The sequence below is a fragment of the Crossiella sp. NPDC003009 genome, from assembly GCF_053591555.1.
Genome location: NZ_JBSFUA010000044.1, coordinates 17,999 through 44,193, shown reverse-complemented (window position 1 = coordinate 44,193; position 26,195 = coordinate 17,999). Strand labels below are relative to the sequence as shown.

Here is a 26,195-nt window from a genome sequence, read left to right as displayed (position 1 = left end):
CGAGCCAGCGGTGACGGCCCTTGAGGAGGAGTCCGCGTGACCGAGTCAGTCCAACAGCCAGGCAGCTTCGGTTGGTTGATCACTGACTTCGTGCGCCGGGTGCCCGGTGTCGCCCACGCGGTCGTGGTCTCCGCCGACGGTCTGATGCTCGCGGGGTCGGAGGGCCTGCCCAGGGATCGCGCCGAACAGCTGTCGGCGGTCTCCTCCGGCCTGGTCAGCCTGACCGCGGGTGCGGCTCGGTGCTTCGAGGCGGGCGAGGTGGCCCAGACGGTGGTCGAGATGGAGCGGGGCTACCTGTTCCTGATGTCGATCAGCGACGGGTCCTGCCTGTCCGTGCTCGCGGCGCCGAACTGCGACATCGGCCTGGTGGCGTACGAGATGACCTTGCTCGTGGAGCGGGTCGGTCAGCAGCTCACCCCCGAACTGCGCGCCCAGCTGCACGGCGTGGTGCGCAGATAATGAGTCGATGGGGGTGACGCGGCGATGACCACAGGTTCAGGCTTCACTGGCGACCGGTTCGACTACAAGGAGTGGGCGCTGGGCGGCTTCGGATACAACGAGCCGGACGACGACGGCGAACTCCGGGCGGAGCACCCGGACACGCTGTCGCCGCGCGGCGGGCTGGACGGGATGGGCTCAGGGCTGTTCGGCGGCCCTGGCGCGGACCTGTTCGGCGGCGGGATGGTCGAGGATTCCCCCATCCCCCAGCAGGCCGCGCCGGGGGCCGCCTCGGCCGAGCCGGACCCCTTCACCGAGACCGGTTCGCTGGTGCGCCCCTACACCCGGACCGGCGGGCGTACCCGCCCCGACTACGACCTGGCCATCGAGGCGCTGGTGTCCACCAGCGACCACGGCCGGGACGCCGCGGTGCTGCCCGAACACCGCTCGATCTGCGGGCTCTGCCTGGACGCCCGCTCGGTCGCCGAGGTCGCCGCGCACCTGCGGCTGCCGCTGGGGGTCGTGCGGGTGCTCATCGGCGACATGGCGGGGCTCGGGCTTGTCACGATTCACCAGGGCGGTTTGGTAATGGGGGACCGGCCGTCGCTTGCGTTCCTGGAAAGGGTGCTCAGTGGCCTCCGCAGGCTCTAATCCCCGCAACTCGCCGGACACCCGGCGGGCCACCACCTCGGCCAAGATCGTGGTGGCCGGCGGGTTCGGCGTCGGGAAGACGACGTTCGTCGGCTCGGTGTCCGAGATCGTGCCGCTGACCACCGAAGCGGTGATGACCGAGGCCAGTGTCGGGGTCGACGACCTCAGCGCCACGCCGAACAAGGTCACCACCACGGTGGCGATGGACTTCGGTCGTGTCTCGCTGGACAGCGACCTGATCCTCTACCTGTTCGGCACCCCGGGTCAGCACCGGTTCTGGTTCATGTGGGACGACCTGGTGCGCGGCGCCATCGGCGCGGTCGTGCTGGTGGACACCCGCAGGCTGGCCGACGCCTTCGCCTCGATCGACTTCTTCGACGACCGGCAGCTGCCCTACGTCGTGGCGATCAACTGCTTCGACGGGACGCTGCACCACCGCGTCGAGGACGTGCGCGAGGCCCTCACCATCGAGGAGTCGGTGCCGATCATCACCTGCGACGCCCGCAGCCGGGAGTCCACCAAGCAGGCGCTGATCCACCTGGTGGAGCACGCCATGCGCCAGTGGATGGCCGTCCGCGCGGGCTGAGCCCGAAACGCACGAAGGCCCCGGCTGAACCAGCCGGGGCGCTTCGAGCTACCGCTGCTAGCGCTTCGCGCGTTCGGTGATCTTGGCCTTTGCCGCAGCGCGGATCCGCTCCGCCGTGGACTTCCGCGAGTCGCCATCGCCCACGTGCAGGCCGACTCCCGCGGCTGTGCTGCACCCGGCCCCGGCCGCCGCGGAGATCGGCTTGACGCCCACGCCGGCCGCCGCCGAGCAGGCCAGGCCCGCGTCGGCGACCACGGCCACCTTCAGGTCGCCGACCCCGGCGCCCGCGTTCAGCCCGGTCAGCTTCAACCCCGCGGCCGGCCGGACGTTGATGTTCGGCACGTCGTTCGCGGCCCTCGGCTGGACCTTGACCTTGGGTTTGGCCTTGGCCTGCTGGCCGGCGATCTTGGCGTTGGCCGCCTTCCTGATCCCGTCGCCCAGGTGGACGCCGGCATCCGCGTCGACGTGCGCGTCGAGGTCCAGGTCCAGGCCGATCCCGGCGTGCACGCCGACTCCGATGGAATCATCGTCATCGTCATCGTCGTCGTCGTCGTCGTCATCGTCGTCGTCGCCGATGCTGATGCCGACCGAGCCGCCGATGCCGACGCCGATGCCGATGCCGACGCCCAGGTCGATGTCGCCGATGCCGATGCCGATGCCGAGCCCGCTGATCGAGATGCCCGCGTTCACGCCCGCGTTGACGTTCGGCCGGTCGTGCGGCCGGTGGTGCGGATGGTCGTCAGCGGAGGCCAGTCCGGCACAGGCCAGCATGCCGAGCGATACCGCTGTGAAGCCCGCGGCTGAGCGCAGGGCCAGTCGGGAAATGGTCATGCCATTCCTCCTCGCAGTTGGTTCGGTCGGAGGTGGCCGGTGCAGGTGACAACCTCCGCTGCGAAGAACGCTAAGCGCGAACAGGCCACTATAAAGGGTGGTCCGGCGGACCGGACGAGTGGATCGTCCACATTGGACCATTCTGCCTGGACCAGACGCGTATTCGCAGGCGGAAACGATTCAGTTCGATGCCGGTCCGTGCTCGATCCTGGCCGGGCCATCATGACCGGCGACCGCCGGAGGAGTGGGTGAAGCGCGCAGCGAGATCAGGCGTCCTCGACCACGGCCACCGAGGTGATCCGGTGCACCGGGAACCGGCGCAGCGTTCCGTGCGCCTGGTCGAACCCCTCGAGCATGCCGCCGGCCACGCTCACCGGGTTCACCACCCGCTGGCTGGCCACCCCGTGGTTGTCCACAAAACCGAGCCAGACGCTGCGACCCGCCTCGGCGGCCCCGCGCAGCAGGGCCAGCGTGGTCGCGCTGTCCGTGGGGGAGATTGTGGCACCCCTCGGTGTGGCCGCCGCAGCGTCCCCCGCTTTCATCTGCGCGACCACCGCGAGCAGCTGTTCCTCGCTCGGCCCGCCGGGCAGCACCGGGCGGCGGTTGTGCCTGATCCGGGCGGTGATCCGGCGTCCGGCCGGGCGCAGGTCGAGCACCTGCCCGTCCGGGCCCTCGGCGGCCGGGGCGAACCCGGCGGCGCGCAGCCCGTCCAGCACCTCGGCCAGGCTCATCGGGCTGACCAGCACGGTGGGCGCGATCCGGCGCAACGCCAGCCGGTCGGCCTCCGCGCTGGCCAGCACCTCGGCCACCAGCACCGGGTCGTCGCAGCGCAGGAAGGACCCGGCCGCGCCGCCGCGCAGCCGCCCGTGCCGCCTGGCCACGTCGTCGATCAGGTAGGTCAGCGACTGCGGCACCGGGGTGCGCGAGCGGGTCCGGAACAGCTCGTGCAGGTCGGCCGCGGTGCGCCCGGAGTCCAGCGCGCGCCGGGCGGTGGCCTCGGTGACCCGGTAGACGGTGGCCCCGCCCGCGGACTCCACGTCGGCGACCAGCGCGATGTCGGCGGCCAGGTCGGCCTCCAGCGGGCCGGGCGCGACCACGGTCAGGTCGGCCTGCACCAGCACGTGGTCCACCGGCGCGGGCATCGCGTCGGCCATGGTCTTGGCGGCCGCGGTCGGCCCCTCGGTCAGCAGGGTCCGGCCCGGTCCGCTCAGCGCGTCCAGCGCGAGCACGCCGAGCACGGTGCCCTCGGCCACGGTCCACTCGACCAGGTCGTCGCGCAGCCTGCCGCCGCGCCGGGGCGCCCGCCAGGCCAGCACCGCGGCCAGCTGCCGGACGTCCTTGACCGTGGCGCCCGGCGGCAGGTCGGCCAGCACGTCCAGCACCCGCCGCCGCTCCCGGGGCGCCAGCGGGCGGCGCAGCTCCTCGCTGAGCACACCCAGCGGCCGGTCCTTCTCGTCCCGGCGGCCGTAGAGGCCGGGCAGCCTGGGCAGGTCCAGCCAGGCCTGCGCCAGGGTGGCCCAGCGCTGCTCGGGGGTGCCGACCAGCCAGGTGTCGGCCAGCGTGGTGGGCACCCACTCCGGCTCGCCCGCCTCGCTGTCGCCCGCCAGGCCCGCGCCGACCACCAGCTCGGCCAGCAGCCCGGCCCTGCGCTCGTCGACGTCGATCTCCTTGGCCAGCCTGCGCAGCTCCCGCACGCCGAGCCCGCCGGAGCGCAGCACCGGCGGCGGCTCCTCGCTCCAGAACCCGATCAGCCCCTCGACCTGGCGCAGCAGCTCCATCGCCGCCCCGGCCGCGGTGGCGTCCACGGTGGCCTGGTTGTGCGCGCCGGTGTCCAGCGCCGGCTCGGTCACCTCCACGGCCCGGAACGCCCGGTTCCCGCGCAGCGCGAGCCCGACCTGCCTCGGCAGCTCCACGGTCTCGGCGTCCCGGCGCAGCAGCAGGCCGCGGGCGAGCAGCTTCTGCACCGGGTTGCGCGCCTTCTCCAGCGGCACCACCGTGCCCGCGTCCCTGGTCCGCCCGGTGGGCTGGCCGTCGGCCAGCGTCTCCAGCAGCTTGCGCTCGGTCTCGTCCAGCCCGGCCAGCAGCGCGGGCAGGTCCGCCCCGTCCAGCCGGGGGTCCGGCCTGCCCAGCCCGGCCGGGAACAGGGTCACCGCCTCGGTGGCCGCGGGCGGCACGGACAGCGCGGTGTCCGGCCCCCAGGCCAGCGCGCGGGAGCGCAGCAGCTCCACCGCGGCCTTGGTCGCCTTGACCGGCACACCCTTGCCGAGCAGCGCAGAGACCTCGGTCAGCGGCCGCGGCGCGGTGTCCGCCCCGGCCAGCAGCAGGGCTTCCAGCACGGTCAGGGTGAAGGAGTCCAGGTCCTCGCAGGCCCTGGCGATGGAGGCGCGGATGCCGGCTCTGGTGGCCAGCACGCTGGTGTCGCCGGGGGAGGGGGTGGCCAGGTCGGGGCGGGCGCGCAGCAGAGCGGCGAGCCTCGTCTCGTCCTGCGCGCGCAGCCACGCGGCGAGTGAAGGACCGGACATCCCCTCCACGGTATCTGCCCGCGGTGGATCGTCGGGCACACTATGGCGCGTACGACGACAGAGGAGGATTGACGTGTCCAAGGCCGAGCGCCACGCGGAGCGGATCGAGCCCACCTGGCCGGAGGGTCCCTCCGAGAAGGAGCACGCGGTCAGCGAGCTCGTCAGCCATCTCCAGGGCGCGCAGTCGCCGTTCGGCGAGGTGAGCTTCCCGTTCGAGTCGGTGCCCTACAGCCACCCGACCACGGTGATCAACAAGTAGGCGGGACCGGTTCACGCGGCTCGGCAAGGATTCAGTCTTTCCGAGCCGCGTGCGTACTTTAAGTAACCCGGGACTACGCTCTTCGGTTGAAAGCGTTGTCTTGGAGGCCACCAATGCCGGTTCCTGGTCCTGGTTATTCGATCACCGTCCGTCTTGAGGCGCCGCCATCGGCGAGTGCGGCCGGGGACCTGGCGAGCGCGGTGGGCCGGGTTGGCGGTGTGATCACCGCCTTCGACGTGGTGGAGTCGCACAACGACCGGGTGATCGTGGACATCACCTGCAACGCGATCTCGGCCAACCACGTCAACGACATCACCGACGCGCTGGCCCTGCTGCCCGGCGTGACCGTGCGCAAGATCTCCGACCGCACCTTCCTGATCCACCTGGGCGGCAAGCTGGAGATCGCCTCCAAGATCGCGCTGCGCAACCGTGACGACCTCTCCAGGGCCTACACCCCCGGCGTGGCCAGGGTCTGCCAGGCCATCGCGGCCAACCCGGAGGACGCCCGCCGCCTGACCATCAAGCGCAACACCGTGGCCGTGGTCACCGACGGCTCCGCCGTGCTGGGCCTGGGCAACCTGGGCCCCGCCGCCGCGCTGCCGGTGATGGAGGGCAAGGCGGTGCTGTTCAAGAAGTTCGCCGGGGTGGACGCCTGGCCGGTGTGCCTGGACACCCAGGACACCGAGGAGATCATCCGCGCGGTGGAGCTGATCGCGCCGGTCTACGGCGGGATCAACCTGGAGGACATCGCCGCGCCGCGCTGCTTCGAGATCGAGGCCCGGCTGCGCGAGAAGCTGTCCATCCCGGTCTTCCACGACGACCAGCACGGCACCGCGATCGTGGTGCTGGCCGCGCTGCGCAACGCGCTGCGCGTGGTGGGCAAGGAGATCACCGACACCAAGATCGCGGTCTGCGGCGTCGGCGCGGCCGGTTCGGCGATCATCCGCCTGCTGCTCAAGCAGAAGCCGGGCGACATCATCGCGGTGGACGTGGACGGCATCGTGCACCCCGGCCGCGAGGGCATGGACCCGAACCTGCGGTGGGTGGCCGACAACACCAACGCCGCCCAGGTCACCGGCAGCCTGCACGACGCGCTGGTCGGCGCGGACGTGTTCATCGGCGTCTCCGCGCCGAACCTCTTCGGCGCCGAGCAGGTGGCCACCATGGCCAAGGACGCCATCGTGTTCGCGCTGGCCAACCCGGACCCGGAGATCGACCCGCTGGAGGCCCAGCAGCACGCCGCCGTGGTCGCCACCGGCCGCAGCGACTACCCGAACCAGATCAACAACGTGCTGGCCTTCCCCGGCGTCTTCCGCGGCCTGCTGGACGCGCACGCCAACACCATCACCGACGACATGCTGGTGGCCGCGGCGGGCGCGATCGCCGACGTGGTCGCCCCGGAGCGGCTCAACGCCTCCTTCATCGTGCCCAGCGTCTTCGACACCAACGTCTCGCCGGCGGTGGCCGAGGCGGTGCGCAAGGCCGCTGGATCGGCCGTGTCCGGCTGAGACCGGTGGGCCTAGCATTCGCTTGTGAGCGAACGCGGTGAGCTGACCCACGTCGACGCGGCCGGGGCAGCGCGGATGGTCGACGTCTCCGGCAAGGAGGCGACCAGCCGCAGCGCGGTGGCCTCCGGCGTGCTGCGCACCACCGCCGAGGTGGTGGAGCTGCTGCGCCGGGACGGGCTGCCCAAGGGTGACGCGCTGGCGACCGCGCGGATCGCCGGGATCATGGGCGCCAAGCGCACCCCGGACCTGGTGCCGCTGTGCCACCCGATCGCGCTGGCCGGGGTCAAGCTGGACCTGGCGCTGGGCGAGGCGGAGGTGGTGATCACCGCGACGGTCCGCACCACCGATCGCACCGGGGTGGAGATGGAGGCGCTCACCGCGGTGGCCGTCGCCGGGCTCACCCTGCACGACATGGTCAAGGCGGTCGACCCGGCCGCGGTGCTGGACGCCGTCCGGGTTGACCGCAAGGAGGGTGGGAAGACGGGACTATGGACGAGACCGCAGCCGTGAGCCCGCGCAGTGCCCGGGTGGTCACCGCCTCCAACCGCGCCAGCGGCGGCGTCTACGCCGACCGCACCGGCCCGGTGATCGTCAGCTGGCTGCGCGAGCGCGGCTTCTGGGTGCCCGAGGCCGATGTGGTGCCCGACGGCGACCCGGTGGGCCAGGCGCTGCGCAAGGCGGTGACCGAACGGGTCGACGTGGTGATCACCACCGGGGGCACCGGCATCAGCCCCACCGACCGCACCCCGGAGGCCACCAGGGCGGTGCTCGACTACGAGGTGCCCGGCCTGGCCGAGGCGATCAGGGCCGCGGGACGGCCTGAGGTGCCCACAGCGGCCCTCTCGCGCGGACTGGCCGGGGTGGCCGGTAGGACCCTCGTCGTGAACCTGCCGGGCTCCACAGGCGGCGTGCGGGACGGTCTGGCGGTGCTCGACGGCGTGCTGGACCACGCGGTGAGCCAGCTCCGCGGCGGCGACCACGCCCCCGGCGGCGGTCCGCGCACCGGCCCGGCGGCCGCCGTGCTGCGTGCCGAGGTCACCGAGGACCCCGTTGACGTGGAGGAACACGCCCGCCTGGTGGCCCACCCGGCCGCGGGCGCGGTGGTCACCTTCGCCGGCGTGGTCCGCGACCACGACGAGGGCCGCGGCGTGACCGAGCTGGAGTACAGCGGCCACCCCAGCGCCGCCGAGGTGATCGCCGAGGTCGCCGGGGAGATCGCGCTGCGGCACCGGGGTGTGCGGGCCATCGCGGTCAGCCACCGGATCGGCCAGCTCAAGATCGGCGACGCCGCGCTGGCCTGCGCGGTGGCCGGCGAGCACCGCCGCGAGGCCTTCACCGCCTGCGCCGACCTGGTCGACGAGGTCAAGCGCCGCCTGCCCATCTGGAAGCGCCAGCTGTTCACCGACGGCGCCGAGGAATGGGTCAACTGCCCCTGAACACACGCGAAACCCCCGGTCGCCACGTGAACGACCGGGGGTTTCGCGAAATGTGCTCAGCGAGTCAGTGGACTCACTTCACGTCGAGCTTCTGACCCGGGAAGATCAGGTCAGCGTCCTTGACGATGTCCTTGTTGCGCTCGAACAGCGCCTTCCAGCCACCGTTGACCTGCAGCTTCGACGCGATGGTCGACAGGGTGTCACCCGCGACGACGGTGTAGTCCGCGCCGTTCTTGTCGGTGACGACCGGAGCCGGCTGGACCGGAGCGGCCGGCTTGATGACCGGCTTGCTGACCACGGGCTTGGGCGCGGCCTGCTTCTTCACGACCGGCTTGGCCGCGGGCTTCGGGGCGGGAGCGGGCTTGGCGTTGCCGCCGCCACCACTGCGCAGCGCCTTCGGGCCACAGGACGGCCACGGCTTGGGGCCGCGAGCCGCGAACAGGCGCTCGGCCACGGCGATCTGCTGCTCACGAGTGGCCTGGTGGGCGTACGGGGCGTACGCGCCGCCACCGTTGGACAGCCAGGTGCCGCGGTCGAACTGCAGGCCACCGTAGAAGCCGTTACCAGTGTTGACGTTCCACCGGTTGCCGCTCTCGCACTGAGCCAGCTTGTCCCAGTCCATGGACGGGGCAGCGCTAGCGGTGCCCGCGATGGCCATCGGGGCGGCCACTACGGCACCGGCGACAGCGATGCGCGCCACGGTGCGGGTGATGTTGGACTGCTTGCGGTGCTTGCCTCGGTAAGAAGCCATTTCCCTCTCGCCAACCGCGCCTACGAGGTGAGCTGTCGGATTCGGACCGGTGGTGCTGGCCCGGCCGGTTCTCACCGGCTTCACCCCAAGGGCGCTGACTGCTCGCCCGGAGTTGGTTCCCCCGCCCCTGTCCAGTTGAAGTTTCGCTCGGGGTTTGGTCGGGAACTCGCTTGGACAGGGCTTGGCGCTACGAGTTCCCGTCGTGCTGGCCGGTTCGGGGCCGACCGAGAAGCGACCGTACGTAACGCAACGGGGGTCCGCCAAACCTTCTGGACTGTGACCGTCGTCACTGTAACGTTTGGCGAAGTTCTGCGATGCCGGGTGTCTCCCCAGGTCAGTCTGCCGTTACCGCGCCGTGTCCTTACCGAGATCAATCACCGTCGGTGAGGCGTGGCTCACCCCGTCGCGGCACCCGAGTGACCCCGTAGGAACGCGGCGAGCCCGGCGAGGTCGTCGGTGTTGAGGTGATCGACTCCGGCCGCCGCGAGCTCCCGCCAGAGCGCCGCCCGCGCGGCCCCCGGCACATCCGGCGTCGCCCAGAACCGGAGCCGCTGCCCGCCCGCGTGCACCCGCCCGACGAGCTCCCGCAGCTTGGCCCGCTCCGCGGCGGGCATCTCGCCCTCACCCCGCCAGGCGAACAGCTTCGTCCAGTTGTCGGACACCAGCGGCGCCAGCCCCGGGGCCGCGCCGGGACCCAGGTCGGCCGGATCGGTGAGGCGTCCGTCATAGAAGGCCAGCCGGTCCCGCTGACCAGCCATGACCGCCCTCGGCCGGTCCCCGGAGATGACCGCCGTCACAGCCCCGCGCAGCACACAGCCGTGCAGGTACCGGCTGAACATCCAGGAGTACCGCGGTGACCGCAGCACCCGGTCCAGCTCGGCGTAGACCGCGGCCCCATTGGTCTTGATGTCCACCAGCAACTGGAACAGTCCGGCCCGCCCCGGGTAGATCCGCCCGCCGCCGGCCAGCGCCCGCTTCCGCAACGGCTCCAGGTACAGGGCCTGCAACGTCCGCTCCGGCCGCAGGTCGCCGGGGTCGTGCCCGACCAGCAGCGCCCCGTCCACCAGGTAGATGTCGGCCTCGACGCTGGTGAACCCGTGGTCCAGCGCGTCCAGCAACGGCCGCCCGTGCTCGTAGTCGTTGTGCGCGTGCGCCTGCGCCAGCGGCTTCACCCGCCCGGCCGCCTCCGCAGGCGCCACCGCCCCACCCAGCAACCCGGCCACCGCCAGCCCAACCAGCGCCGCCCGCAACCCGATCCGCACACCGACCTCCCGAGTGAGTCTGGGGCGCAAAGTAAAGCGGACGAACGACCGGCCGGTGAACGTGGTCCGGCCGGTTGGTTGCCGTGCCAGGGACATCGGTCCGTGCGACCATCGGCCAGGGGCAGGGGGAGGCGATGGCACCGGAGATCGAGTTTCGGGTGCTCGGGCCGCTGGAGGTCCGGGCGGGCGGCAGGCCACTGGTCATCGGCGCGGCCAAGCAGCGGGCGCTGCTGGCCGCACTGCTGTTGCGGGCCGGCGAGGAGGTCCGGGTCGGCGAGCTGGTCGCCACGCTGTGGGAGTCCGCGCCGCCGGTGAACCCACGCGCCGCCCTGCACACCTATGTCAACCGCATCCGCCAGGCCATGGCCCAGCCGAGCCTGATCGCCACCACCGAACACGGCTACCGCCTCGACCTCGACCCGGAGCAGCTGGACCTGTTCCGGCTCCGCGGCCTGATCGCCAGTGCCGAACGCGCCCGCGCCGCCGAAGACCGGGAGGGCGAACGCGCCCACCTGGCCGAGGCCCTGGCCCTGTGGCGCGGTCCGGCGCTGGCTGACATCCCCTCGGAGCCGTTGCGCCAGACCGACGGGGCCCGCCTGGCCGAGCAGCGCCTGGTGATCCTGGAACGCCGCATCGAGCTGGAGCTGAGCCTGGGCGGCCACGCCGGGCTGATCGCCGAGCTGACCGAACTCACCACCAGACATCCGCTCCGGGAACGCTTCTGGGCCCAGCTGATGCTGGCCAACGCCCGCGCCGGCAGACGGGTCGAGGCCCTGCGCGCCTTCACCCGGGTGACCGGCCACCTGAAGGCCGAGCTGGGGGTGCCGCCGGGCGCCGCGCTGCGCAGCCTGCACGAGGCGATCCTGCGCGGCGACACCTCTCTATACGCGCGTGCGGAGCACCGGCCGCTCCCCACCGGGCCGGTGCCTGCCCAGCTGCCGGCCGACATCCCCGACTTCACCGGCAGGCAGGCGCTGGCCGAGGCGATCAGCGCGGCCCTGACCGGACCACCGCCCCGGGCGGTCGCCCTGTCCGGGCCGCCCGGCGCGGGCAAGACCGCGCTGGCCGTGCACGTGGGGCACGCGCTGCGCAGGCACTTCCCGGACGGGCAGCTGCACGTGAACCTGCGGGGCTACGCGCCGGAGCCCGTCCTGGCGGCCGAGCAGATCCTGGCCCGGTTCCTGCGGGCCCTCGGGGTCCGGCCGGAACAGGTGCCGGTGCACGTCGAGGCGCAGACCGCGATGTACCGGCGGCTGCTGGCCGGCCGCAAGGTGCTGGTGCTGCTGGACAACGCGGCCGATCCCGGGCAGCTCGCCCCGCTGCTGCCCGAGGCCCCCGGCTGCGCGGTGCTGGTGACCAGCCGGACCGAGTTCGCGGAGTTCGCGCACCGCATCCCGGTCGGCATGCTCGATCCCGCGGAGTCGGTGGGGCTGCTGACCAGCATCCTCGGCGCCGAGGTGGTGCGGGCCGAGCCCGCGGCGGTGACCGCGCTCGCCGAGACCTGCGCCCACCTGCCGCTGGCACTGCGGGTCGCCGCGGCCAACCTGTTCGGCCACCGGGTCGGCGACTTCGTGGCCCAGCTGCGCCAGGGCGACCGGCTGGCCGAGCTGAGCGTGGACGGCGACAGCGCGGTGGCGGTCCGCCTGGCCTTCGACCTCTCCTACACCGAGTTGGACGCCGACAGCCGGTACGCCTTCCGCGTCCTCGCGCTCGCACCCGGCCCTGACCTGAGCCTGCGGGCCGCCGCGGTGATGCTGGATCGGCCGGTCGAGCAGGCCCGCGAAGTCCTGGCCAACCTGGTCACGGTGAGCCTGCTCCAGCCGAGCGGCCCGGACCGCTACGGCTACCACGACCTGATCCGCCTGTACGCGAGGGAAAAAGCCGAACCCGCCGATCATTCCGCGCTGACCAGACTCTTCGACTACGTCCTCGGCGCCACCCACGACGCGAACGAGCTGATCATGCCCGAGCCGCTCTCCGCCGAGCTGAACCGGCCAGGGGTCAGGGGCATCGAGCGGTTCGAGACCGTCGAGCAGGCGGTGACCTGGCTGAACACCGAACGCGCCGCCATCCTCGCGATCATCCGGACCGGAGCGGGCACCGGTGCGCCCTGGATCTCCTGGGCGCTGGCCAGAGCGCTGCAGAACTACTTCTTCTTCTACGACCACCGGGCGGAATGGCTCATCGCGGCCGAGGCGGCGCTGCCCGCGGCCGAGCGGGAGGGCGACCCCCGGCTGGCCGCCTCCCTTTGGGACAGCGTCGGCACCGCGCACTGGAACGTCGGTGACTACGAACGCGCCCGGCAGTCCTATGACAAGGCGCGACAACTGCTCGGGCAGACGCGGCTGGGCGATGAGGTGCTGGCCGGGGTGCTCCTGCACCTGGGGATCCTGTCCTTCGAGTCGGGGGACCTGCGCGAGGCGGACGTCCAGCTCACCTCGGCCCTGGCCAGCAGGCGGAGCCGAGGGTCGGACAAGCAGGTCGCGCAGGCGCTGGTGAACCTCGGCCTGGTCAAGGCGTGGCGCGGGCGGGTGGCGGAGAGCCACCGGCTGCTGCTGGAGGCGGTCGAGCTGTGCCGCGGCATCGGTTCCCGGATGGGGGAGGGCATCGCCGCGAGCAACCTGGCCCAGCCCTGCCTGCTCGCGGGCGACTACGCCGCGGCACAGGCGTGGACCCGGTCAGCGATGGCGATCAACGCCGCGATGGGCCGGACCGAAGCAGACAGTTTCGAGCAGCTGGCGCTGATCCACTGCGCGCTCGGCCAGCTCGACGAGGCCACCGCGGCGGTGAGCTCGGCCCGCCGCATCGCCGGCGAGACGGCCAACCGCCGGGCGGAGATCGACACGACCAACACGCTCGGGCAGATCGACCTCCGCGCCGGTCTGGCCACGGAGGCGCTCGGCCGGTACACCGAGGCCTTCCAGCAGTCCACGCTGATCGGCTACTTCCTCGGCGAGGTCAGGGCGATGACAGGGATGAGCGCCGCGCTCAGCAGGCTGGGACGCCACCGCGAGGCGGCGGACTACGCGGGCCGGTCCCACGTGCTCGCGTCCAGGGGCGGTTTTGTGCTGAACGCGGGACAGGCGTTGACCGAGCTGGCCCAGGCCCGGCTGGCGACCGGTCAGGCAGACGAGGCCGCGGCGCTGGTGGGCCAGGCCCTCGACACCTTCGACGGCACTGGCCACCGTCCTGGCGAGGCGGAAGCGCGGTTGCTGGCCGGTCGGATCCACCACCGGCGGGGCGAGCCGGACTCGGCGCGGCGGGAGTGGGAGCTGGCGCTGGGGCTGTTCGCCGACATGGGGATGCCGGACGCCGAGGACGTCCGGGCGCTGCTCGCCGACACCTCTATATAGAGGAGAGGATCAGCCGCCCGCGAACGGTGGCAGCACGTCCAGTTCGGCCGCGTCCGGGACCACGGTGGCCTGGTCGCGCACGGCGACCCCGTTGAGCAGGAAGCTGCACGCGGGCAGCACCTCGGTCAGTCTGCCGGTGTGCCTGCCGCGCACCAGGTCCAGCACATCCGCCACGGTGGACACCCCGGTCAGCTCGACCGCCTCGTCCGGCACACCGGCCGCGGCCCGCGCCCCGGCGAAGTAGCGCACGGTCACCGATGCCACGTTCAGCCTCCGATCGCACTCATCGGGCGCACCGGCTGGGCGAACCCGACCTCGTTGATGCCGTGCCCGGCGGGCTTGGCCCACATCGCCGCCCGCCAGCGCTCGGCGAGCTCCTCGTCCGTCGCGCCCGCGCGCAGCGGGCCGCGCAGGTCGGTCTCGTGCGTGCCGAACAGGCAGGACCTGATCTGGCCGTCGGCGGTCAGCCTGGTCCGGTCGCAGGCGGCGCAGAACGGCTGCGACACCGAGGCGATCACGCCGACCGTGGCCGGTCCGCCGTCCACCAGCCAGCGCTCGGCCGGCGCGGCGCCCCGCTCGGCGGTGTGCGGGTCCAGGGTGAACCTGGTGCGCAGCGCGGCCAGGATCTCCGGGCCGCTGACCATCGCCGCCCGGTCCCAGCCGTGCTGCGGGTCCAGCGGCATCTGCTCGATGAACCGCAGCTCGTACCCGCCGTCCAGGCAGAACTCCAGCAGCGGCACCGCCTCGTCCTCGTTCACCCCGCGCATCAGCACCGCGTTGACCTTCACCGGATCCAGGCCGGCGGCCTTGGCCGCGCGCAGCCCGGCCAGCACGTCCGGCAGCCGGTCCCGCCTGGTCAGCTCGGCGTAGCGGTCCCGGCGGACGGTGTCCAGGGACACGTTCACCCGGTCCACCCCGGCCGCGGCCAGGCCCTCGGCCCGCCGCACCAGGCCGAGGCCGTTCGTGGTCAGCGAGATCAGCGGCCGGGGCCGCAGCGCGGCGGCCGCCCGCAGCACCTCTTCCAGGTCCTTGCGCAGCAGTGGTTCGCCGCCGGTGAAGCGCAGTTCGGTGATGCCGAGCTCGCACACCGCGATCTCGATCAGCCGGACCAGCTCGCCGGTGTCCAGCAGCTCCGGCTTGGCCAGCCAGTCCAGGCCCTCGGCCGGCATGCAGTAGGTGCAGCGCAGGTTGCACCGGTCGGTCACGGAAACCCGCAGGTCAGTGGCGACCCGCCCATAGGAGTCCAGCAGCGCGGGCGTGTCCGGCCGACCGGCGGGCCCGACGGGGGGACCGGTGGCGATCGAGGGCATACCCAGCTGTACCGCTGTCACCCCTCCGAGCGTAATCGCTCTCCCTGACAGAGAACGTCTAGTCTGTGTCGACTGAGAAGTTAGCCATCCTGTAAGTCTCTTAGTTACAGAGGTACTTCGGCGGTCGGGAGAGAGGTGGAGCGGGCATGAGCAGTGACAGCGCCACGACAACGGACGGGCGCGGCGAGGCCGCGGTCACCCTGGCCAAGCTGGGGCGGGAGATGAGCTCCGTCACCATCGCCTTCCACGCGGCTGCGGCCGAGCGGATGGGCCTGTCCGGCACCGACCACAAATGCCTCGACCTGGCCCTGCACTCGCCGGGACCCCTCACCGCGGGCCGGATCGCCGAGCTCTCCGGCCTGTCCACCGGCGCGGTCACCGGCGTGATCGACCGGCTGGAGCGGGCCGGCTTCGTGCGCAGGGTGCGCGACCCGCACGACCGGCGCAAGGTGCTCGTCGAGGTCACGCAGTGCAACGAGGGCCGCTACGACCACATCTTCCGGGGCCTGGTCGACGGCGTGGCCGAGATGGTCAGCCGCTACCGGCCCGAGGAGATCGACGTGATCACCCGGTACACCCGCGACTCCATCGAGATGATGCGCGCCCAGATCGCCCGGCTGAACGAGACGCGCTGAACGATGGCCGTGCCGGCCACGGTGGGGGATCATGGCGCGGTGACCGAGAACCCGCGGTGGAACTACCTGATGGACATGGACGGCGTGCTCGTGCACGAGGAGCACCTGATCCCGGGCGCGGACAAGTTCCTCAGCGAGCTGCGCGCGCTCGACGTCGGCTTCCTGGTGCTGACCAACAACTCCATCTACACCCCGAGGGACCTGCGCGCCCGGCTGCGCCGGACCGGGCTGGACGTGCCGGAGCCGGCCATCTGGACCTCGGCGCTGGCCACCGCCAAGTTCCTGGACTCCCAGCGCCCCAACGGCTCGGCCTACGTCATCGGCGAGGCCGGGCTGACCACCGCGCTGCACTCCATCGGCTACGTGCTCACCGACCGGGACCCGGACTACGTGGTGCTCGGCGAGACCCGCACCTACAGCTTCGAGGCCATCACCAAGGCCATCCGCCTGGTCGAGGCCGGCGCCCGGTTCATCGCGACCAACCCGGATGAGACCGGCCCGAGCCGGGAGGGCGTGCTGCCCGCGACCGGCTCGGTGGCCGCGCTGATCGAGAAGGCCACCGGCCGCGCGCCCTACTTCGTCGGCAAGCCCAACCCGCTGATGATGCGCTCCGCGCTGCGTTCCATCGGCGCGCACTCCGAGCGGGCGCTGATGATCGGCGACCGGATGGACACCGACGTCCGCTCCGGCCTGGAAGCCGGGCTGCACACCATCCTGGTGCTCTCCGGCATCTCCACCGAGGACACCGCGGACCGCTTCCCGTTCCGGCCGACCCGGGTGATCGACTCCATCGCGGACCTGGTCGGCCACGCGGACAACCCCTTCCCCGATGGGGTGTGACCCGGGGCCTAACCTTCCCCGATGGCTACCGAGCTGAAGATCGACTACCCGGCCGTGGTGGCGGAGCAGAGCGCCGCGTTCACCGCCGCGGTGAGCCGCCCCGGCGCGCTGGCGCTGCCGGTGCCCTCCTGCCCCGGCTGGACCGTGGCCGACCTGGTGACCCACCTCGGCGAGGTGATGACCTGGTGGGCGCACACCCTGGCCGAAGGCGGGCTGATGCCGGAGGAGGAGGCCGTGCTCACCGTGGCCACGCCCGGCGCCGACCTGCTCGGCTGGTGGCGGGCCCGCGCCGAGGCGCTGACCGAGGCGCTGCGGAACACGCCGCCGGAGTCCCCGGCCTGGTGCTGGTGGCACCCGGAACAGCTGGGCACCGCGGCCGAGGTCGCCGAGCGGATGGCGCACGAGGCACTGGTGCACCGCTGGGACGCCGAGCACGCGCTCGGTCAGGCCACGCCGGTGCCCGCCGAGCTGGGCGCGGCCGGGATCGCCGAGTTCGCCACCCGGATGCTGCCCGCCCGCGAGGACACCTGGACCGGGTCCACCGGGGTGGTCCAGCTGCACGCCACCGACCTGGACCTGGTCTGGGACTTCCGCGCGGGCGAGGACGGCCTGCGGCTGCTGCCCGAGCCGGCGGAGGCGCCGGCGGCGGTGATCGCCGGTGCGGCCGGTGAGCTGGACCTGCTGCTGTGGCGCAGGCCTGCCGTGGTCAGCACCACCGGTGACCAGGAGCTGGCCGCGGCGTTCCTGGACTGGGCCGACCTCGGCTGAGCTCAGGGCCCGCCGAAGTACTCCTTGTAGCCGCCCAGCGCGGTCTCGGTCTGGCCCGGGCGGTGCCCGGTCTCGGCCGCCGCGGCCGGATTCGCGTCGCGGCGCTCGCCGCGACGCAGCAGCGCGATGGCCAGCAGCGCGAGGCCGCCGAGGATGCCGATGCCCAGCACGATGAACTCGCTCATCGGCCCAGCGTCCCACGTCCGGGGCCGGTGTGGGGTCGACGGCGGCGGCCCGCCGCGTGAGGATGGGGCGATCTGACAGCGGAGTCGCGGAGGTGCTGTGGTGCCCGGGATCGCCAGTTACGCGTCTGGGACTTCCGAGGTCCCCCTGCTCGGGGACACCATCGGGGACAACTTCGACCGGACCGTCGAGCGGTTCGGGCAGCGGGACGCCCTCATCGAGCGGGCCACCGGGCGGCGCTGGACCTACCGCGAGCTGGCCGACGAGGTGAACGCGGTGGCCATGGGCCTGCTCGGGCTCGGTGTGGCCAAGGGCGACCGGGTGGGCATCTGGGCGCCGAACTGCGCGGAGTGGGTGCTGGTGCAGTACGCCACGGCCAAGATCGGCGCGGTGCTGGTCAACATCAACCCGGCCTACCGGGTGCACGAGCTGGAGTTCGTGCTCAACCAGTCCGGGGTGCGCATCCTGGTGGCGGCCGCGGCGTTCAAGACCTCCGACTACGCTGGGATGATCGAGGAGGTACGGCCGCGCTGCCCGGCGCTGACCGATGTGCTGCTGCTCGGCGGTGCGGCCTGGGATGAGTTGGTTTCCGTTGGCAAGCAAGGAGATCCGGCCGCGCTGGCGGCGGCGCAGGGCGCGCTGACCCCGGACGATCCGATCAACATCCAGTACACCTCGGGCACCACCGGCTTCCCCAAGGGTGCGACCCTCTCCCACCACAACATCCTCAACAACGGCTTCTTCACCGGCGAGCTGTGCGGGTACACCGAGCAGGACCGGGTCTGCCTGCCGGTGCCCTTCTACCACTGCTTCGGCATGGTGATGGGCAACCTGGGCGCCACCTCGCACGGGGCCTGCGTGGTGATCCCCGCCCCCGCGTTCGAGCCGAAGGCCACGCTGGCCGCGGTGCAGGAGGAGCGGTGCACCTCGCTGTACGGGGTGCCGACCATGTTCATCGCCGAGCTGGCCGACGAGGACTTCGACTCCTACGACCTGGGCAGCCTGCGCACCGGGATCATGGCCGGGTCACCGTGCCCGGTGGAGGTGATGAAGCAGGTCATCGAGCGGATGGGCATGCGCGAGGTGACCATCTGCTACGGGATGACCGAGACCTCGCCGGTGTCCACCCAGACCAGGGCGGATGACTCCATCCAGCGGCGGGTGTCCACGGTGGGCCGGGTGCACCCGCACGTGGAGGTCAAGATCGTGGACCCGGACAGCGGGCTGACCGTGCCGCGCGGCACGCCGGGCGAGCTGTGCACCCGCGGCTACTCGGTGATGCTCGGCTACTGGGCGCAGCCGGACAAGACCGCGGAGGCCATTGACGCGGCCCGCTGGATGCACACCGGGGACCTCGCGGTGATGGACGAACAGGGCTACGTCTCGATCACCGGGCGGATCAAGGACATGGTGATCCGCGGCGGGGAGAACATCTACCCGCGGGAGATCGAGGAGTTCCTCTACACCCACCCCGATGTCCTTGACGCACAGGTGATCGGGGTGCCCGACGCCAAGTACGGCGAGGAGCTGATGGCCTGGGTGCGGCTGCGGCCCGGCGCGGAAACCCTGACCGCGCAGGCGGTCCGGGAGTTCTGCACCGGGCGGCTCGCGCACTACAAGATCCCGCGCTACGTGCACGTGGTGGACGAGTTCCCGATGACGGTCACCGGCAAGATCCGCAAGGTGGAGATGCGGGAGGCGTCGGTGGAGTTGTTGCGGGGCAACAGCTAGATGTCGAAGACCGGCCCGGTCTGGCTGCGCAGCACGCAGCCGTTGCCGTAGGTGCGGGTGAAGTTGACCGGGCGCTTCTGCCAGTTGCCCTTGAGAGTCACCGTGACCGGGCGGTAGTCCATGGTGCAGGCCATGGACTCCTCGGTCATCGACTCCACCCGACCGTCCACTTCGGCCAGTCGGGCGCAGGCGGCGTCCTTGTTCGGGTGGGTGCCGCCGGTGGGCTCGCAGAGCAGTGCGGCGACCTTGCCGGGCGGTGAGGCCTTCTCACCCTCGGCGAAGGTCACGGTGAGCGCGGAGTCCTGGCTGTCCGCCGCGGCAGGTCCTGCCACCAGCAGGACGGCCGTCAGCACGGAGAAGGCCAGCGCGGGTATACGAAAAGCAGCCATGGCTCCGGCTTACCCCACCAGAAACCTACTGGTGGGTTCTTCACCGGTTGGCGCAAGGCGGTTCACTCAGACGAGCAACTGTCCCTTGAGGACGGTCACTGCGCGTCCAGACAGCTGAACCCGGTTGTCACGCAACGTCATTCGCACCGTGCCGCCGCGGGGCGAGGCCTGTTCGGCGGTCAATGGACCGTCGCCCAGCCGGGGTGCCCACCAACTGGCCAGGGTGCAGTGCGCGGAACCGGTCACCGGGTCCTCGGGCACGCCGAAGGCCGGGTAGAAGCAGCGGCTGACCACGTCGAGGCCGGGGCGGTCGCCGGGCGCGGTGACGATCACGCCGCGGACGGGGAGCCGGCCGATCGCGGCCAGGTCCGGGACCAGCGCGCGCACTTCGGCGGCCGAGGCCACCTCCACCAGCAGGTCGCTGACCGCCTGCGCGGTGGCCTTGACGGTCACCCCGGGTAGCCCGGCCAGCAGGTCGGGGGCGGGTTCGACGCGCACCGGCGGGTCGGCCGGGAAGTCCATGGTGATCGAGCCGTCCCCGGCTGGCACGCAGACCAGCTCGCCGCTGCGGGTGCTGAACCGCTGCTCGCCGCCGAGCACGTGCGCGGTGGCCAGGGTGGCGTGCCCGCACAGGTCGACCTCGGCGGCCGGGGTGAACCAGCGCAACGGTTTCGCGCCCTCCGCCGCCGGGTCGACGAAGGCGGTCTCCGCGTGCTTCATCTCCGCGGCCACCGACTGCATCCACTCGGCCGGCCGCGGCCGCGTCAACAGCACCACCCCGGCCGGGTTGCCACCGAACGCGGTGCCGGTGAAGGCGTCCACCACAAAGATCTCCACAACCCCAACGTAGCGGGTAGCGTCCGAAGGCGTGACCGACATTTTGCGCTGGGGCGTGGTCGCCACGGGTGGCATCGCCGGGGCGGTGACCTCGGACCTGTTGCTGGTGCCGGGGATCGAGGTGCACGCGGTCTCCTCCCGCGCGCTGGCCAAGGCGGAGGAGTTCGCCGGGCGGTTCGGCATTCCGCGCGCCTACGGCGACTACCACGAGCTGCTGGCCGACCCGGACGTCGACGTGGTCTACGTGGCCACCCCGCACAGCCAGCACCACGAGGTCGCCTCGGCCGCGCTGCGGGCAGGCAAGAACGTGTTGTGCGAGAAGGCCTTCACCATCACCGTGGCCCAGGCCGAGGAGCTGGTCGCGCTGGCCGAGTCGCGCGGGCTGTTCCTGATGGAGGCCATGTGGACCCGGTTCATCCCGTTGGTCCGCAAGCTGCGCGCGCTGCTGGCCGATGAGGCGATCGGCGAGATCCGGTTGGTGCGCGCGGACTTCGGCTTCCGCGCGCCCTACGATCCCGGGCACCGGCTGTGGAGTCCCGCACTGGGCGGCGGCGCGCTGCTGGACCTCGGCGTGTACCCGGTGTCCTTCGCGCACATGGTGCTCGGCGTGCCCAGCGAGCTGCACGTGCACGGCTCCCGCGCGGCCACCGGCGTGGACGCCGAGGCCGCGCTGCTGCTCGGCTATCCCGACGGCGCGCAGGCGCTGCTGAGCACCTCCCTGCTGGCCGGGACCGGGGTGACCGCCGAGGTAGTGGGCACCACCGGCCGGATCGAGGTGGCCTCGCCGTTCTACGCGCCGACCGCGATGACCTTGCACCGCAACGGGGCCGAGCCGGAGACCTTCCGGCATGAGCTGTGGGGCAACGGTTACACCTACCAGGCGCGTGAGGTGGTGGAGCAGATCGCGGCCGGTGAGGTGGAAAGTCCGGAGATGGCTTGGGCCGACTCGGTGAACGTGATGCGCACCCTCTGTGCCGCACTGGGCCGGATGGGGGTCGCGCACCCGGCCAGCCAGACGAGTTCTGGCCCCTGACGCTTCAGGTCTCTGGGTGCCTGGCCGATAGCCAACGGGTGGAACGGAGATCACTAGACGCCCTCGTCCACTCGCAAGACCTCGTCGAGGCGGCGCTCCGCATGGACCACGCCATCGGCGCGGACGGTTTGCCGCACGCGAACGGCCGCGGTCTGGTGCACGACGTGATGCGCACGGTGGACCTGCTCCAGCGGGTCGCCGACGACGTCAAGGACACCGCGCTCACCTGGGTGAACGCCCAGGACATCAGCGAGGACGAGTACATCACGGTGTGCCAGCACCTGGACGAGATGATCCAGGGGCTACAGGCCACGTTCGTCTCGGCGCAGGCCGCCTACCACGCGCTGGGCACCGAGGCGCGGGAGAACCCCACGGCCGCGGTCACGGCCGCCCTGCTGGCCGTGACCACCCCGCTCGGGGAGGGGTTCCGCCCGCCGGCGCCCCGGCGCGAGATCCACAACGGGGCCGCCCGTTGACCCTGACAACTCAACCGGTCAGGCGGCCTGCTCGCTGACCCAGCGGCACATCGCCAGCAGCGTGCTCTCCGCGCTGGCCGCCATCACCTCGCGCAGGGTGAGCAGCTCCTCGCGGGTGGAGCCGAGCACCGGGTCCAGGCGCAGCACCTGCCAGTGCTGGGCGACCACGGTGCCCGGACCGTCCGCGGTGAAGGTCCAGCGCCAGCGCACGATGCCCTCGGCCAGGCCGCCGACCACGAAGCTGAACTCGGCGCCCGGCCTGGCGGTCTCCACCTGCGACCGGCTGCGCCAGGTCCGCCCGCCGCGCTGGTTCCGCCCGGAGAACCAGGCTCCTGGTCGCGGTCCGGCACCTTCGTCGTACTCGGCGGCGACCGCGGTGGGGCTCCAGGACCCGATCATGGACACGTCGGTGACCAGGTCGTAGAGCGGGTGCGGGGCGGCGGGCAGCCAGGCCCGGCGGGTGAAGGTCAGTTCGCCAAGGGAGATCATGCGGCCACCCTGTTGGCCGCGCGCCCGGCTATCCAGACCGGCTTTGTCCTACCACTGGGAGTGTCACCCTCGGCCCGGCGCGGACCCGGATACTCGGGGGGTGGACACCGGACTCGCCGACTTCCTGCAGGCCTGCCGGGCCCGGCTGCGGCCGCAGGACGTGGGGCTGGTGCCCGGCGACCGGCGGCGGGTGCCCGGACTGCGCAGGGAGGAGCTGGCGCAGCTGGCCGGGGTCAGCACCTCCTACTACGTGCGGCTGGAACAGGGCCAGTCCCGCAACGCCTCGCCCGAGGTGATCGACGCGCTGGCCAGGGCGCTGCGGCTGGACGAGGCCGAGCGCCAGCACCTGCACGACCTGGCCCGCGCCGGGCAGCGCGCCCGCCGGGCCCGGGGGCACCCGGTGGAACGGGTGTCCGAGGGCACGGTCGAGCTGCTGCGCGCGCTCGGCGACACCCCGGCGCTGGCCCTCGGCCGTGCTTCGGACGTGCTGGCCTGGAACCCGATCGGGCACGCCCTGCTCGCCGGGCACCTGGACTTCACCGCGCCCCAGCGCCCGGCCGAGCGGCCGAACATGGCCCGCCAGGTGTTCCTGGACGCGCACACCCGCGAGCTGTACGCCAACTGGACGGACAAGGCCCTCGCGGTGGTGGCCAACCTGCGGCTGATGACCGGCCGCTACCCGGGTGACGCCACCCTGACCGGGCTGATCGGCGAGCTGTCCACCCGCAGCCCCGAGTTCGCCCGGTTCTGGGCGGGCAACCGGGTCGCGGCCTGCAACGGCGCGGTGTACCGGTTGCGGCATCCGCTGGTCGGCGCGCTCACCGTGCTCCAGCAGACGCTGATCCCGGTCGGCGAGTGGAGCCAGACGCTGGCGGTGAGCACCCCGCGCGACGAGGCCTCGCGCAGCGCGCTGGCCCTGCTCGCGCACGAGGTCAGCTCGCGTTGACCGCCAGCGCGGCCGCGTCCTCCTCGCCGAAGCGCTCCTCCAGCTCCTCCGGCGAGTAGTCCAGGTCGATCTGGGCCACCGGCACCCCGCGCGCGGACTCGATCGCGCCCAGCCGCCGCTGCGCCCGGTTGGCCGCGTAGGCCACGAACTCCTGCACGTCGAAGTCGTACGGCGGGGTCTCGAACTGATCCTGCACCCACTGGATCGCGGTCAGCGCGTGCGGCAGCAGCTCGCCCATCACCTGCTGCACCAGGTCCCAGTTCCGGTCGTCGGCGGCCACGTGCCTGCGACAGGTGAAGGTGCCCCAGGCCATGTGCCGCCGCTCGTCGTCGCCGATCTTGCGGATCAGCTCCTGCATGCCGGGCAGGATGCCGTTCTCCTGGCAGACCTTGTTCCAGGCGTGGTAGCCGGTCAGCGCCAGGGTGCCCTCGACCACGTGGTTGTAGGTGACGCTGGCCCGGATCTGGTTGGCCGGACTGGGATCCTCGGCCACCGCGGCCAGTGCGCTGGGCAGCGCGTCGTAGAAGATCGCCCGGTAGCCGGGGTTGCCGTCGACGAAGGGGTGCAGGTCGCCGGTCAGGCCCACCGCGTCCAGCCAGCGGCGGAACACCTCGGTGTGCTTGGCCTCCTCGAAGGCGAACTGGGTCAGGTACATCTCGTCGGCGAGCCTGCCCTCGGCGGCCATCGCCCTGATGAACGGCTGGATGTCCTCGGTCACCGCCTCCTCACCGGCGATGAACATCGCGGTCAGGTAGGTGCTGCCGGCGCGCTGGTCCTCCGCCATGTCCGCCCAGTCCAGCGCGTCCTGGCTGAAGTCGATGTCCGCCGGGTTCCAGAACCTGGCGTTGCCCTTGACGAACAGGCGCATCGGGAAGGAGTCCCAGTTGAGCCCGCCCTGGCGTAGCGAGTGGAAACCCTGTCGCGTCACGTCTCACTCCTTTGTGGACAGATGAGGACCGAGCATCGCCGCGGCGACCGCGGTGATCGCCTCGGCGGCCTGGTCAGGGCCGCCGGAAGGCAGCAGCAGGTGGCTCACGGTCAGCCGGACCGCGGTCTCGGCGTGCAGCGCGGCCACCTCGGCAGGCAGGTGCGGCAGCCGCGCGCCGATGTGCTGGCGGACCAGCTCGGTGGCCGAGGTCAGCACGGGCGCGCCGCGGGTGGTCACGAACGGCAGCAGGTCCTGGGCATCGGCGCCGGTGAGCATCGCGGCGATCAGCCGGTTCTCCGCCGCGTGGGTCAGGATGTAGCGGGTCGCCGCGCGGATGCCGTCCAGCAGGTGTTCCGCGCTGTCCAGCCGGTGCGCGGTGTCGGCCAGGAACTCCGCGGTCAGCCGCAGTGCGACCGCCTGCACCAGCGCGTCCTTGTTGCCGAACTCGTTGTAGACGGTCTGCCTGCTCACCCCGGCCGCGGTGGCCACATCGGCCATCCGCAGGCCGTGGAAGCCGCGGTCGGCGAGCAGGTTGGCCGCGGCGTCCAGCAGCGTCTCCCGCAGCGAGGCCTTGACCCTGGCCGTGAACGGTGTGATCTGAGCCACCACCCGAGTTTGACACGAACGGCCTCCGTGTCAAGTGTCTCGACAGCGGGAAATCGTTTGTCAAGACACGTACGGTGGAGCCGTGGCCAACCTGACCGTGGGTTTCGACCTGGACATGACGCTGATCGACCCCCGGCCCGGCATGGTGCTGGCCATGGACGAGGTGGGCCGCCGCACCGGTTTCCCGGTCAACGGGGAGAAGTTCGCGAGCAACCTCGGGCCGCCGCTGGACGGCTACTTCCGCAGCTGCGGCCTGGACGAAGAGCAGGTCGCGACGGGGGTGCGCGAGTTCCGCGCGCTGTACCCGGAGATCGTCATCCCGCGCACGGCCGGCCTGCCCGGCGCGGCCGAGTCACTGGCCGCGGTGCGTGCCGTGGGTGGTTCGGCGGTGGTGGTCACCGGCAAGTACGGGCCCAACGCGCAGCTGCACCTGGACGCCCTCGGCTGGCAGGTCGAGCACCTGGTCGGCGAGCTGTGGTCGACGGAGAAGGCGGTCGCGCTGCGCCGGTTCGGGGCCAAGGTCTACGTCGGCGACCACATCGGCGATGTCAATGGGGCCAGGGCGGCCGGGGCTTTCTCGGTGGCCGTGCCCAGTGGACCGTGCACCGCGCAGGAGCTGCGGGCGGCCGGCGCGGACCTCGTGCTGGACTCGCTGACCGAGTTCCCTAGGTGGCTCGCCGGATCAGCCGCGGTCCTTGCGGGACTGCCGGAACACGGCGAAGACGCCGAGCGCGAGACCGATCGGCAGCAGCAGACAGGCCAGGTTCAGCCACAGGGGTAGCTCGGTCTGCCCGGCGGCGAACAGGCCGAACGTGCTGACCACCGCCAGCAGACCGATCGCGAACACAGCGATGGCTACCGGTATCAGCTTGATCTTCGGGGCGGTCGCGGCCACGCTGGAAGCTTAGACGTTCACGCGGGGACCACGGGTAGCGCGCACAACTCGGCTACTCTGGAGAACACGCGCCTCTCGGATTCTTGAGGCGCGTTTGTCGTGACTTAGGGAAACGGTGAGGACAGTGCCGAGCGGCAGGGTCAAGTGGTACGACGCGGAGAAGGGCTTCGGCTTCGTGACCCAGGACGGGGGCGAGGACGTCTACGTGCGCGCCTCCGCGCTACCCGAGGGTGTCTCCGCGCTCAAGCCCGGCATGCGGGTGGAGTTCGGCGTCGCTGACGGTCGCCGGGGTCCACAGGCGCTGTCCGTCCGGCTGGTCGATCCGGTGCCCTCGGTGGTCGAGGCCCGGCGCCGGCCGGCGGAGGAGCTGCACGGGCTGATCGAGGACATGATCAAGGTCCTGGAGTCCACCGTGCAGCCGGACCTGCGCCGCAACCGCTATCCGGACCGCAAGGTGACCAAGCGGATCGCCGAGGTGGTGCGCGCGGTGGCGCGGGAGCTCGACCCGAACTGATCTTGAGTTGTGACGGCC

General features: G+C 72.0%; 29 protein-coding genes and 1 riboswitch. Of the genes, 17 read left to right on the top strand and 12 right to left on the bottom strand.

All coding sequences use genetic code 11. The features are described from left to right. Positions 1–36 precede the first annotated feature (36 nt). Genes ACWDY5_RS32905 through ACWDY5_RS32895 form a run of 3 tightly spaced genes read left to right on the top strand, consistent with a single transcriptional unit; the run spans position 37 to position 1,675 of the window. Positions 37–459 carry a roadblock/LC7 domain-containing protein gene (locus ACWDY5_RS32905; RefSeq protein WP_252482332.1) on the top strand — a complete coding sequence of 141 codons (423 nt, stop codon included), beginning with the start codon at positions 37–39 and terminating at the stop codon, positions 457–459. Positions 460–483: 24 nt separating this feature from the next. After that, positions 484–1,089 carry a DUF742 domain-containing protein gene (locus tag ACWDY5_RS32900; RefSeq protein WP_252482333.1) on the top strand — a complete coding sequence of 202 codons (606 nt, stop codon included), beginning with the start codon at positions 484–486 and terminating at the stop codon, positions 1,087–1,089. Beyond that, entirely contained in the window at positions 1,070–1,675 is a 606-nt protein-coding gene (locus ACWDY5_RS32895; RefSeq protein ID WP_449726032.1) for a GTP-binding protein, read from the top strand. The genes ACWDY5_RS32900 and ACWDY5_RS32895 overlap by 20 nt, the downstream gene beginning before the upstream one ends. A 57-nt stretch (positions 1,676–1,732) precedes the next feature. Here the strand turns inward: ACWDY5_RS32895 and ACWDY5_RS32890 are convergent, their stop codons facing one another. Next, on the bottom strand, positions 1,733–2,506 hold the full coding sequence (locus ACWDY5_RS32890; protein WP_449726031.1) for a hypothetical protein: 774 nt from the start codon (positions 2,504–2,506) through the stop codon (positions 1,733–1,735). A 266-nt stretch (positions 2,507–2,772) separates the two neighbouring features. Continuing rightward, entirely contained in the window at positions 2,773–5,028 is a 2,256-nt protein-coding gene (locus ACWDY5_RS32885) for a helicase-associated domain-containing protein (RefSeq protein ID WP_449726030.1), read from the bottom strand. Between the two features lie 73 nt (positions 5,029–5,101). On the opposite strand from ACWDY5_RS32885, the gene ACWDY5_RS32880 reads away from it, so the two are divergent. From ACWDY5_RS32880 to ACWDY5_RS32865, 4 genes are all read left to right on the top strand, one after another. After that, complete coding sequence (locus ACWDY5_RS32880) at positions 5,102–5,287, top strand: hypothetical protein (protein ID WP_283662757.1); 186 nt, start codon at positions 5,102–5,104, stop codon at positions 5,285–5,287. 113 nt (positions 5,288–5,400) lie between these two features. Beyond that, on the top strand, positions 5,401–6,795 hold the full coding sequence (locus tag ACWDY5_RS32875; RefSeq protein WP_449726029.1) for a malic enzyme-like NAD(P)-binding protein: 1,395 nt from the start codon (positions 5,401–5,403) through the stop codon (positions 6,793–6,795). Between the two features lie 24 nt (positions 6,796–6,819). Then, positions 6,820–7,305, top strand: coding sequence for a cyclic pyranopterin monophosphate synthase MoaC (gene moaC, locus ACWDY5_RS32870; protein ID WP_449726028.1), 486 nt, complete (start codon positions 6,820–6,822; stop codon positions 7,303–7,305). Beyond that, on the top strand, positions 7,284–8,231 hold the full coding sequence (locus ACWDY5_RS32865) for a molybdenum cofactor biosynthesis protein MoaE (RefSeq protein ID WP_449726027.1): 948 nt from the start codon (positions 7,284–7,286) through the stop codon (positions 8,229–8,231). The genes moaC and ACWDY5_RS32865 overlap by 22 nt, the downstream gene beginning before the upstream one ends. A gap of 73 nt (positions 8,232–8,304) precedes the next feature. Here ACWDY5_RS32865 and ACWDY5_RS32860 read toward each other — a convergent pair whose 3' ends face one another. Together ACWDY5_RS32860 and ACWDY5_RS32855 are read right to left on the bottom strand one after the other, a co-directional pair. Then, entirely contained in the window at positions 8,305–8,982 is a 678-nt protein-coding gene (locus tag ACWDY5_RS32860; RefSeq protein WP_449726026.1) for a transglycosylase family protein, read from the bottom strand. Then, positions 8,982–9,140: riboswitch (cyclic di-AMP (ydaO/yuaA leader) on the bottom strand. (Overlaps the previous gene by 1 nt.) Positions 9,141–9,377: 237 nt before the next feature. Continuing rightward, entirely contained in the window at positions 9,378–10,244 is an 867-nt protein-coding gene (locus ACWDY5_RS32855) for a phosphatidylinositol-specific phospholipase C/glycerophosphodiester phosphodiesterase family protein (protein WP_449726025.1), read from the bottom strand. Between the two features lie 134 nt (positions 10,245–10,378). On the opposite strand from ACWDY5_RS32855, the gene ACWDY5_RS32850 reads away from it, so the two are divergent. Next, complete coding sequence (locus ACWDY5_RS32850) at positions 10,379–13,597, top strand: BTAD domain-containing putative transcriptional regulator (protein WP_449726024.1); 3,219 nt, start codon at positions 10,379–10,381, stop codon at positions 13,595–13,597. A gap of 9 nt (positions 13,598–13,606) precedes the next feature. Here the strand turns inward: ACWDY5_RS32850 and ACWDY5_RS32845 are convergent, their stop codons facing one another. Both ACWDY5_RS32845 and moaA read right to left on the bottom strand, forming a co-directional pair. Then, positions 13,607–13,861 carry a MoaD/ThiS family protein gene (locus ACWDY5_RS32845; RefSeq protein WP_252482343.1) on the bottom strand — a complete coding sequence of 85 codons (255 nt, stop codon included), beginning with the start codon at positions 13,859–13,861 and terminating at the stop codon, positions 13,607–13,609. Positions 13,862–13,863: 2 nt separating this feature from the next. Beyond that, positions 13,864–14,928 carry a GTP 3',8-cyclase MoaA gene (gene moaA / locus ACWDY5_RS32840; RefSeq protein ID WP_449726023.1) on the bottom strand — a complete coding sequence of 355 codons (1,065 nt, stop codon included), beginning with the start codon at positions 14,926–14,928 and terminating at the stop codon, positions 13,864–13,866. A gap of 125 nt (positions 14,929–15,053) precedes the next feature. Here moaA and ACWDY5_RS32835 point away from each other — a divergent pair, with 125 nt between their 5' ends. From ACWDY5_RS32835 to ACWDY5_RS32825, 3 genes are all read left to right on the top strand, one after another. Further along, positions 15,054–15,542 carry a MarR family winged helix-turn-helix transcriptional regulator gene (locus ACWDY5_RS32835; protein WP_449726022.1) on the top strand — a complete coding sequence of 163 codons (489 nt, stop codon included), beginning with the start codon at positions 15,054–15,056 and terminating at the stop codon, positions 15,540–15,542. Positions 15,543–15,611: 69 nt separating this feature from the next. Further along, complete coding sequence (locus ACWDY5_RS32830; RefSeq protein ID WP_449726054.1) at positions 15,612–16,382, top strand: HAD-IIA family hydrolase; 771 nt, start codon at positions 15,612–15,614, stop codon at positions 16,380–16,382. 21 nt (positions 16,383–16,403) lie between these two features. Continuing rightward, complete coding sequence (locus ACWDY5_RS32825; RefSeq protein ID WP_449726021.1) at positions 16,404–17,150, top strand: maleylpyruvate isomerase family mycothiol-dependent enzyme; 747 nt, start codon at positions 16,404–16,406, stop codon at positions 17,148–17,150. Between the two features lie 2 nt (positions 17,151–17,152). Here the strand turns inward: ACWDY5_RS32825 and ACWDY5_RS32820 are convergent, their stop codons facing one another. Then, complete coding sequence (locus ACWDY5_RS32820; RefSeq protein ID WP_252482347.1) at positions 17,153–17,335, bottom strand: hypothetical protein; 183 nt, start codon at positions 17,333–17,335, stop codon at positions 17,153–17,155. Between the two features lie 100 nt (positions 17,336–17,435). On the opposite strand from ACWDY5_RS32820, the gene ACWDY5_RS32815 reads away from it, so the two are divergent. Continuing rightward, on the top strand, positions 17,436–19,064 hold the full coding sequence (locus ACWDY5_RS32815; RefSeq protein ID WP_449726020.1) for an AMP-binding protein: 1,629 nt from the start codon (positions 17,436–17,438) through the stop codon (positions 19,062–19,064). Here the strand turns inward: ACWDY5_RS32815 and ACWDY5_RS32810 are convergent. Both ACWDY5_RS32810 and ACWDY5_RS32805 read right to left on the bottom strand, forming a co-directional pair. Continuing rightward, on the bottom strand, positions 19,061–19,453 hold the full coding sequence (locus ACWDY5_RS32810; RefSeq protein ID WP_449726019.1) for an SSI family serine proteinase inhibitor: 393 nt from the start codon (positions 19,451–19,453) through the stop codon (positions 19,061–19,063). The genes ACWDY5_RS32815 and ACWDY5_RS32810 overlap by 4 nt on opposite strands. Positions 19,454–19,519: 66 nt before the next feature. Continuing rightward, entirely contained in the window at positions 19,520–20,290 is a 771-nt protein-coding gene (locus tag ACWDY5_RS32805) for a PhzF family phenazine biosynthesis protein (protein ID WP_449726018.1), read from the bottom strand. A 31-nt stretch (positions 20,291–20,321) separates the two neighbouring features. On the opposite strand from ACWDY5_RS32805, the gene ACWDY5_RS32800 reads away from it, so the two are divergent. Both ACWDY5_RS32800 and ACWDY5_RS32795 read left to right on the top strand, forming a co-directional pair. Further along, complete coding sequence (locus ACWDY5_RS32800; protein ID WP_449726017.1) at positions 20,322–21,323, top strand: Gfo/Idh/MocA family protein; 1,002 nt, start codon at positions 20,322–20,324, stop codon at positions 21,321–21,323. Between the two features lie 101 nt (positions 21,324–21,424). Then, a complete protein-coding gene (locus ACWDY5_RS32795; protein ID WP_449726016.1) occupies positions 21,425–21,799 on the top strand; it encodes a hypothetical protein in 375 nt (124 codons plus the stop codon). 18 nt (positions 21,800–21,817) lie between these two features. Here the strand turns inward: ACWDY5_RS32795 and ACWDY5_RS32790 are convergent, their stop codons facing one another. Further along, entirely contained in the window at positions 21,818–22,288 is a 471-nt protein-coding gene (locus ACWDY5_RS32790; RefSeq protein WP_449726015.1) for an SRPBCC family protein, read from the bottom strand. 100 nt (positions 22,289–22,388) lie between these two features. Here ACWDY5_RS32790 and ACWDY5_RS32785 point away from each other — a divergent pair, with 100 nt between their 5' ends. Next, complete coding sequence (locus ACWDY5_RS32785) at positions 22,389–23,234, top strand: helix-turn-helix domain-containing protein (protein WP_449726014.1); 846 nt, start codon at positions 22,389–22,391, stop codon at positions 23,232–23,234. On the opposite strand, the gene ACWDY5_RS32780 is transcribed toward ACWDY5_RS32785, so the two are convergent. Further along, a complete protein-coding gene (locus tag ACWDY5_RS32780; RefSeq protein WP_449726053.1) occupies positions 23,221–24,102 on the bottom strand; it encodes a R2-like ligand-binding oxidase in 882 nt (293 codons plus the stop codon). The genes ACWDY5_RS32785 and ACWDY5_RS32780 overlap by 14 nt on opposite strands. 63 nt (positions 24,103–24,165) lie before the next feature. Beyond that, complete coding sequence (locus ACWDY5_RS32775) at positions 24,166–24,768, bottom strand: TetR family transcriptional regulator (protein ID WP_449726013.1); 603 nt, start codon at positions 24,766–24,768, stop codon at positions 24,166–24,168. Positions 24,769–24,850: 82 nt separating this feature from the next. Here ACWDY5_RS32775 and ACWDY5_RS32770 point away from each other — a divergent pair, with 82 nt between their 5' ends. Beyond that, positions 24,851–25,549: an HAD family hydrolase gene (locus tag ACWDY5_RS32770; RefSeq protein WP_449726012.1), complete on the top strand. Its 699-nt coding sequence runs from the start codon at positions 24,851–24,853 to the stop codon at positions 25,547–25,549. A gap of 238 nt (positions 25,550–25,787) precedes the next feature. After that, complete coding sequence (locus ACWDY5_RS32765; RefSeq protein WP_252482356.1) at positions 25,788–26,177, top strand: cold-shock protein; 390 nt, start codon at positions 25,788–25,790, stop codon at positions 26,175–26,177. Positions 26,178–26,195: the final 18 nt, after the last annotated feature.

Coding starts and splice junctions, on each gene's coding strand:
- ACWDY5_RS32810 (WP_449726019.1), bottom strand. CDS start 19,453: ATGGCTGCTTTTCGTATACCCGCGCTGGCCTTCTCCGTGCTGACGGCC.
- ACWDY5_RS32830 (WP_449726054.1), top strand. CDS start 15,612: ATGGACATGGACGGCGTGCTCGTGCACGAGGAGCACCTGATCCCGGGC.
- ACWDY5_RS32850 (WP_449726024.1), top strand. CDS start 10,379: ATGGCACCGGAGATCGAGTTTCGGGTGCTCGGGCCGCTGGAGGTCCGG.
- ACWDY5_RS32780 (WP_449726053.1), bottom strand. CDS start 24,102: ATGCGCCTGTTCGTCAAGGGCAACGCCAGGTTCTGGAACCCGGCGGAC.
- ACWDY5_RS32795 (WP_449726016.1), top strand. CDS start 21,425: ATGGACCACGCCATCGGCGCGGACGGTTTGCCGCACGCGAACGGCCGC.
- ACWDY5_RS32825 (WP_449726021.1), top strand. CDS start 16,404: ATGGCTACCGAGCTGAAGATCGACTACCCGGCCGTGGTGGCGGAGCAG.
- ACWDY5_RS32865 (WP_449726027.1), top strand. CDS start 7,284: ATGGACGAGACCGCAGCCGTGAGCCCGCGCAGTGCCCGGGTGGTCACC.
- ACWDY5_RS32890 (WP_449726031.1), bottom strand. CDS start 2,506: ATGACCATTTCCCGACTGGCCCTGCGCTCAGCCGCGGGCTTCACAGCG.
- ACWDY5_RS32885 (WP_449726030.1), bottom strand. CDS start 5,028: ATGTCCGGTCCTTCACTCGCCGCGTGGCTGCGCGCGCAGGACGAGACG.
- ACWDY5_RS32820 (WP_252482347.1), bottom strand. CDS start 17,335: ATGAGCGAGTTCATCGTGCTGGGCATCGGCATCCTCGGCGGCCTCGCG.
- ACWDY5_RS32860 (WP_449726026.1), bottom strand. CDS start 8,982: ATGGCTTCTTACCGAGGCAAGCACCGCAAGCAGTCCAACATCACCCGC.
- ACWDY5_RS32900 (WP_252482333.1), top strand. CDS start 484: ATGACCACAGGTTCAGGCTTCACTGGCGACCGGTTCGACTACAAGGAG.
- ACWDY5_RS32875 (WP_449726029.1), top strand. CDS start 5,401: ATGCCGGTTCCTGGTCCTGGTTATTCGATCACCGTCCGTCTTGAGGCG.
- ACWDY5_RS32790 (WP_449726015.1), bottom strand. CDS start 22,288: ATGATCTCCCTTGGCGAACTGACCTTCACCCGCCGGGCCTGGCTGCCC.
- ACWDY5_RS32835 (WP_449726022.1), top strand. CDS start 15,054: ATGAGCAGTGACAGCGCCACGACAACGGACGGGCGCGGCGAGGCCGCG.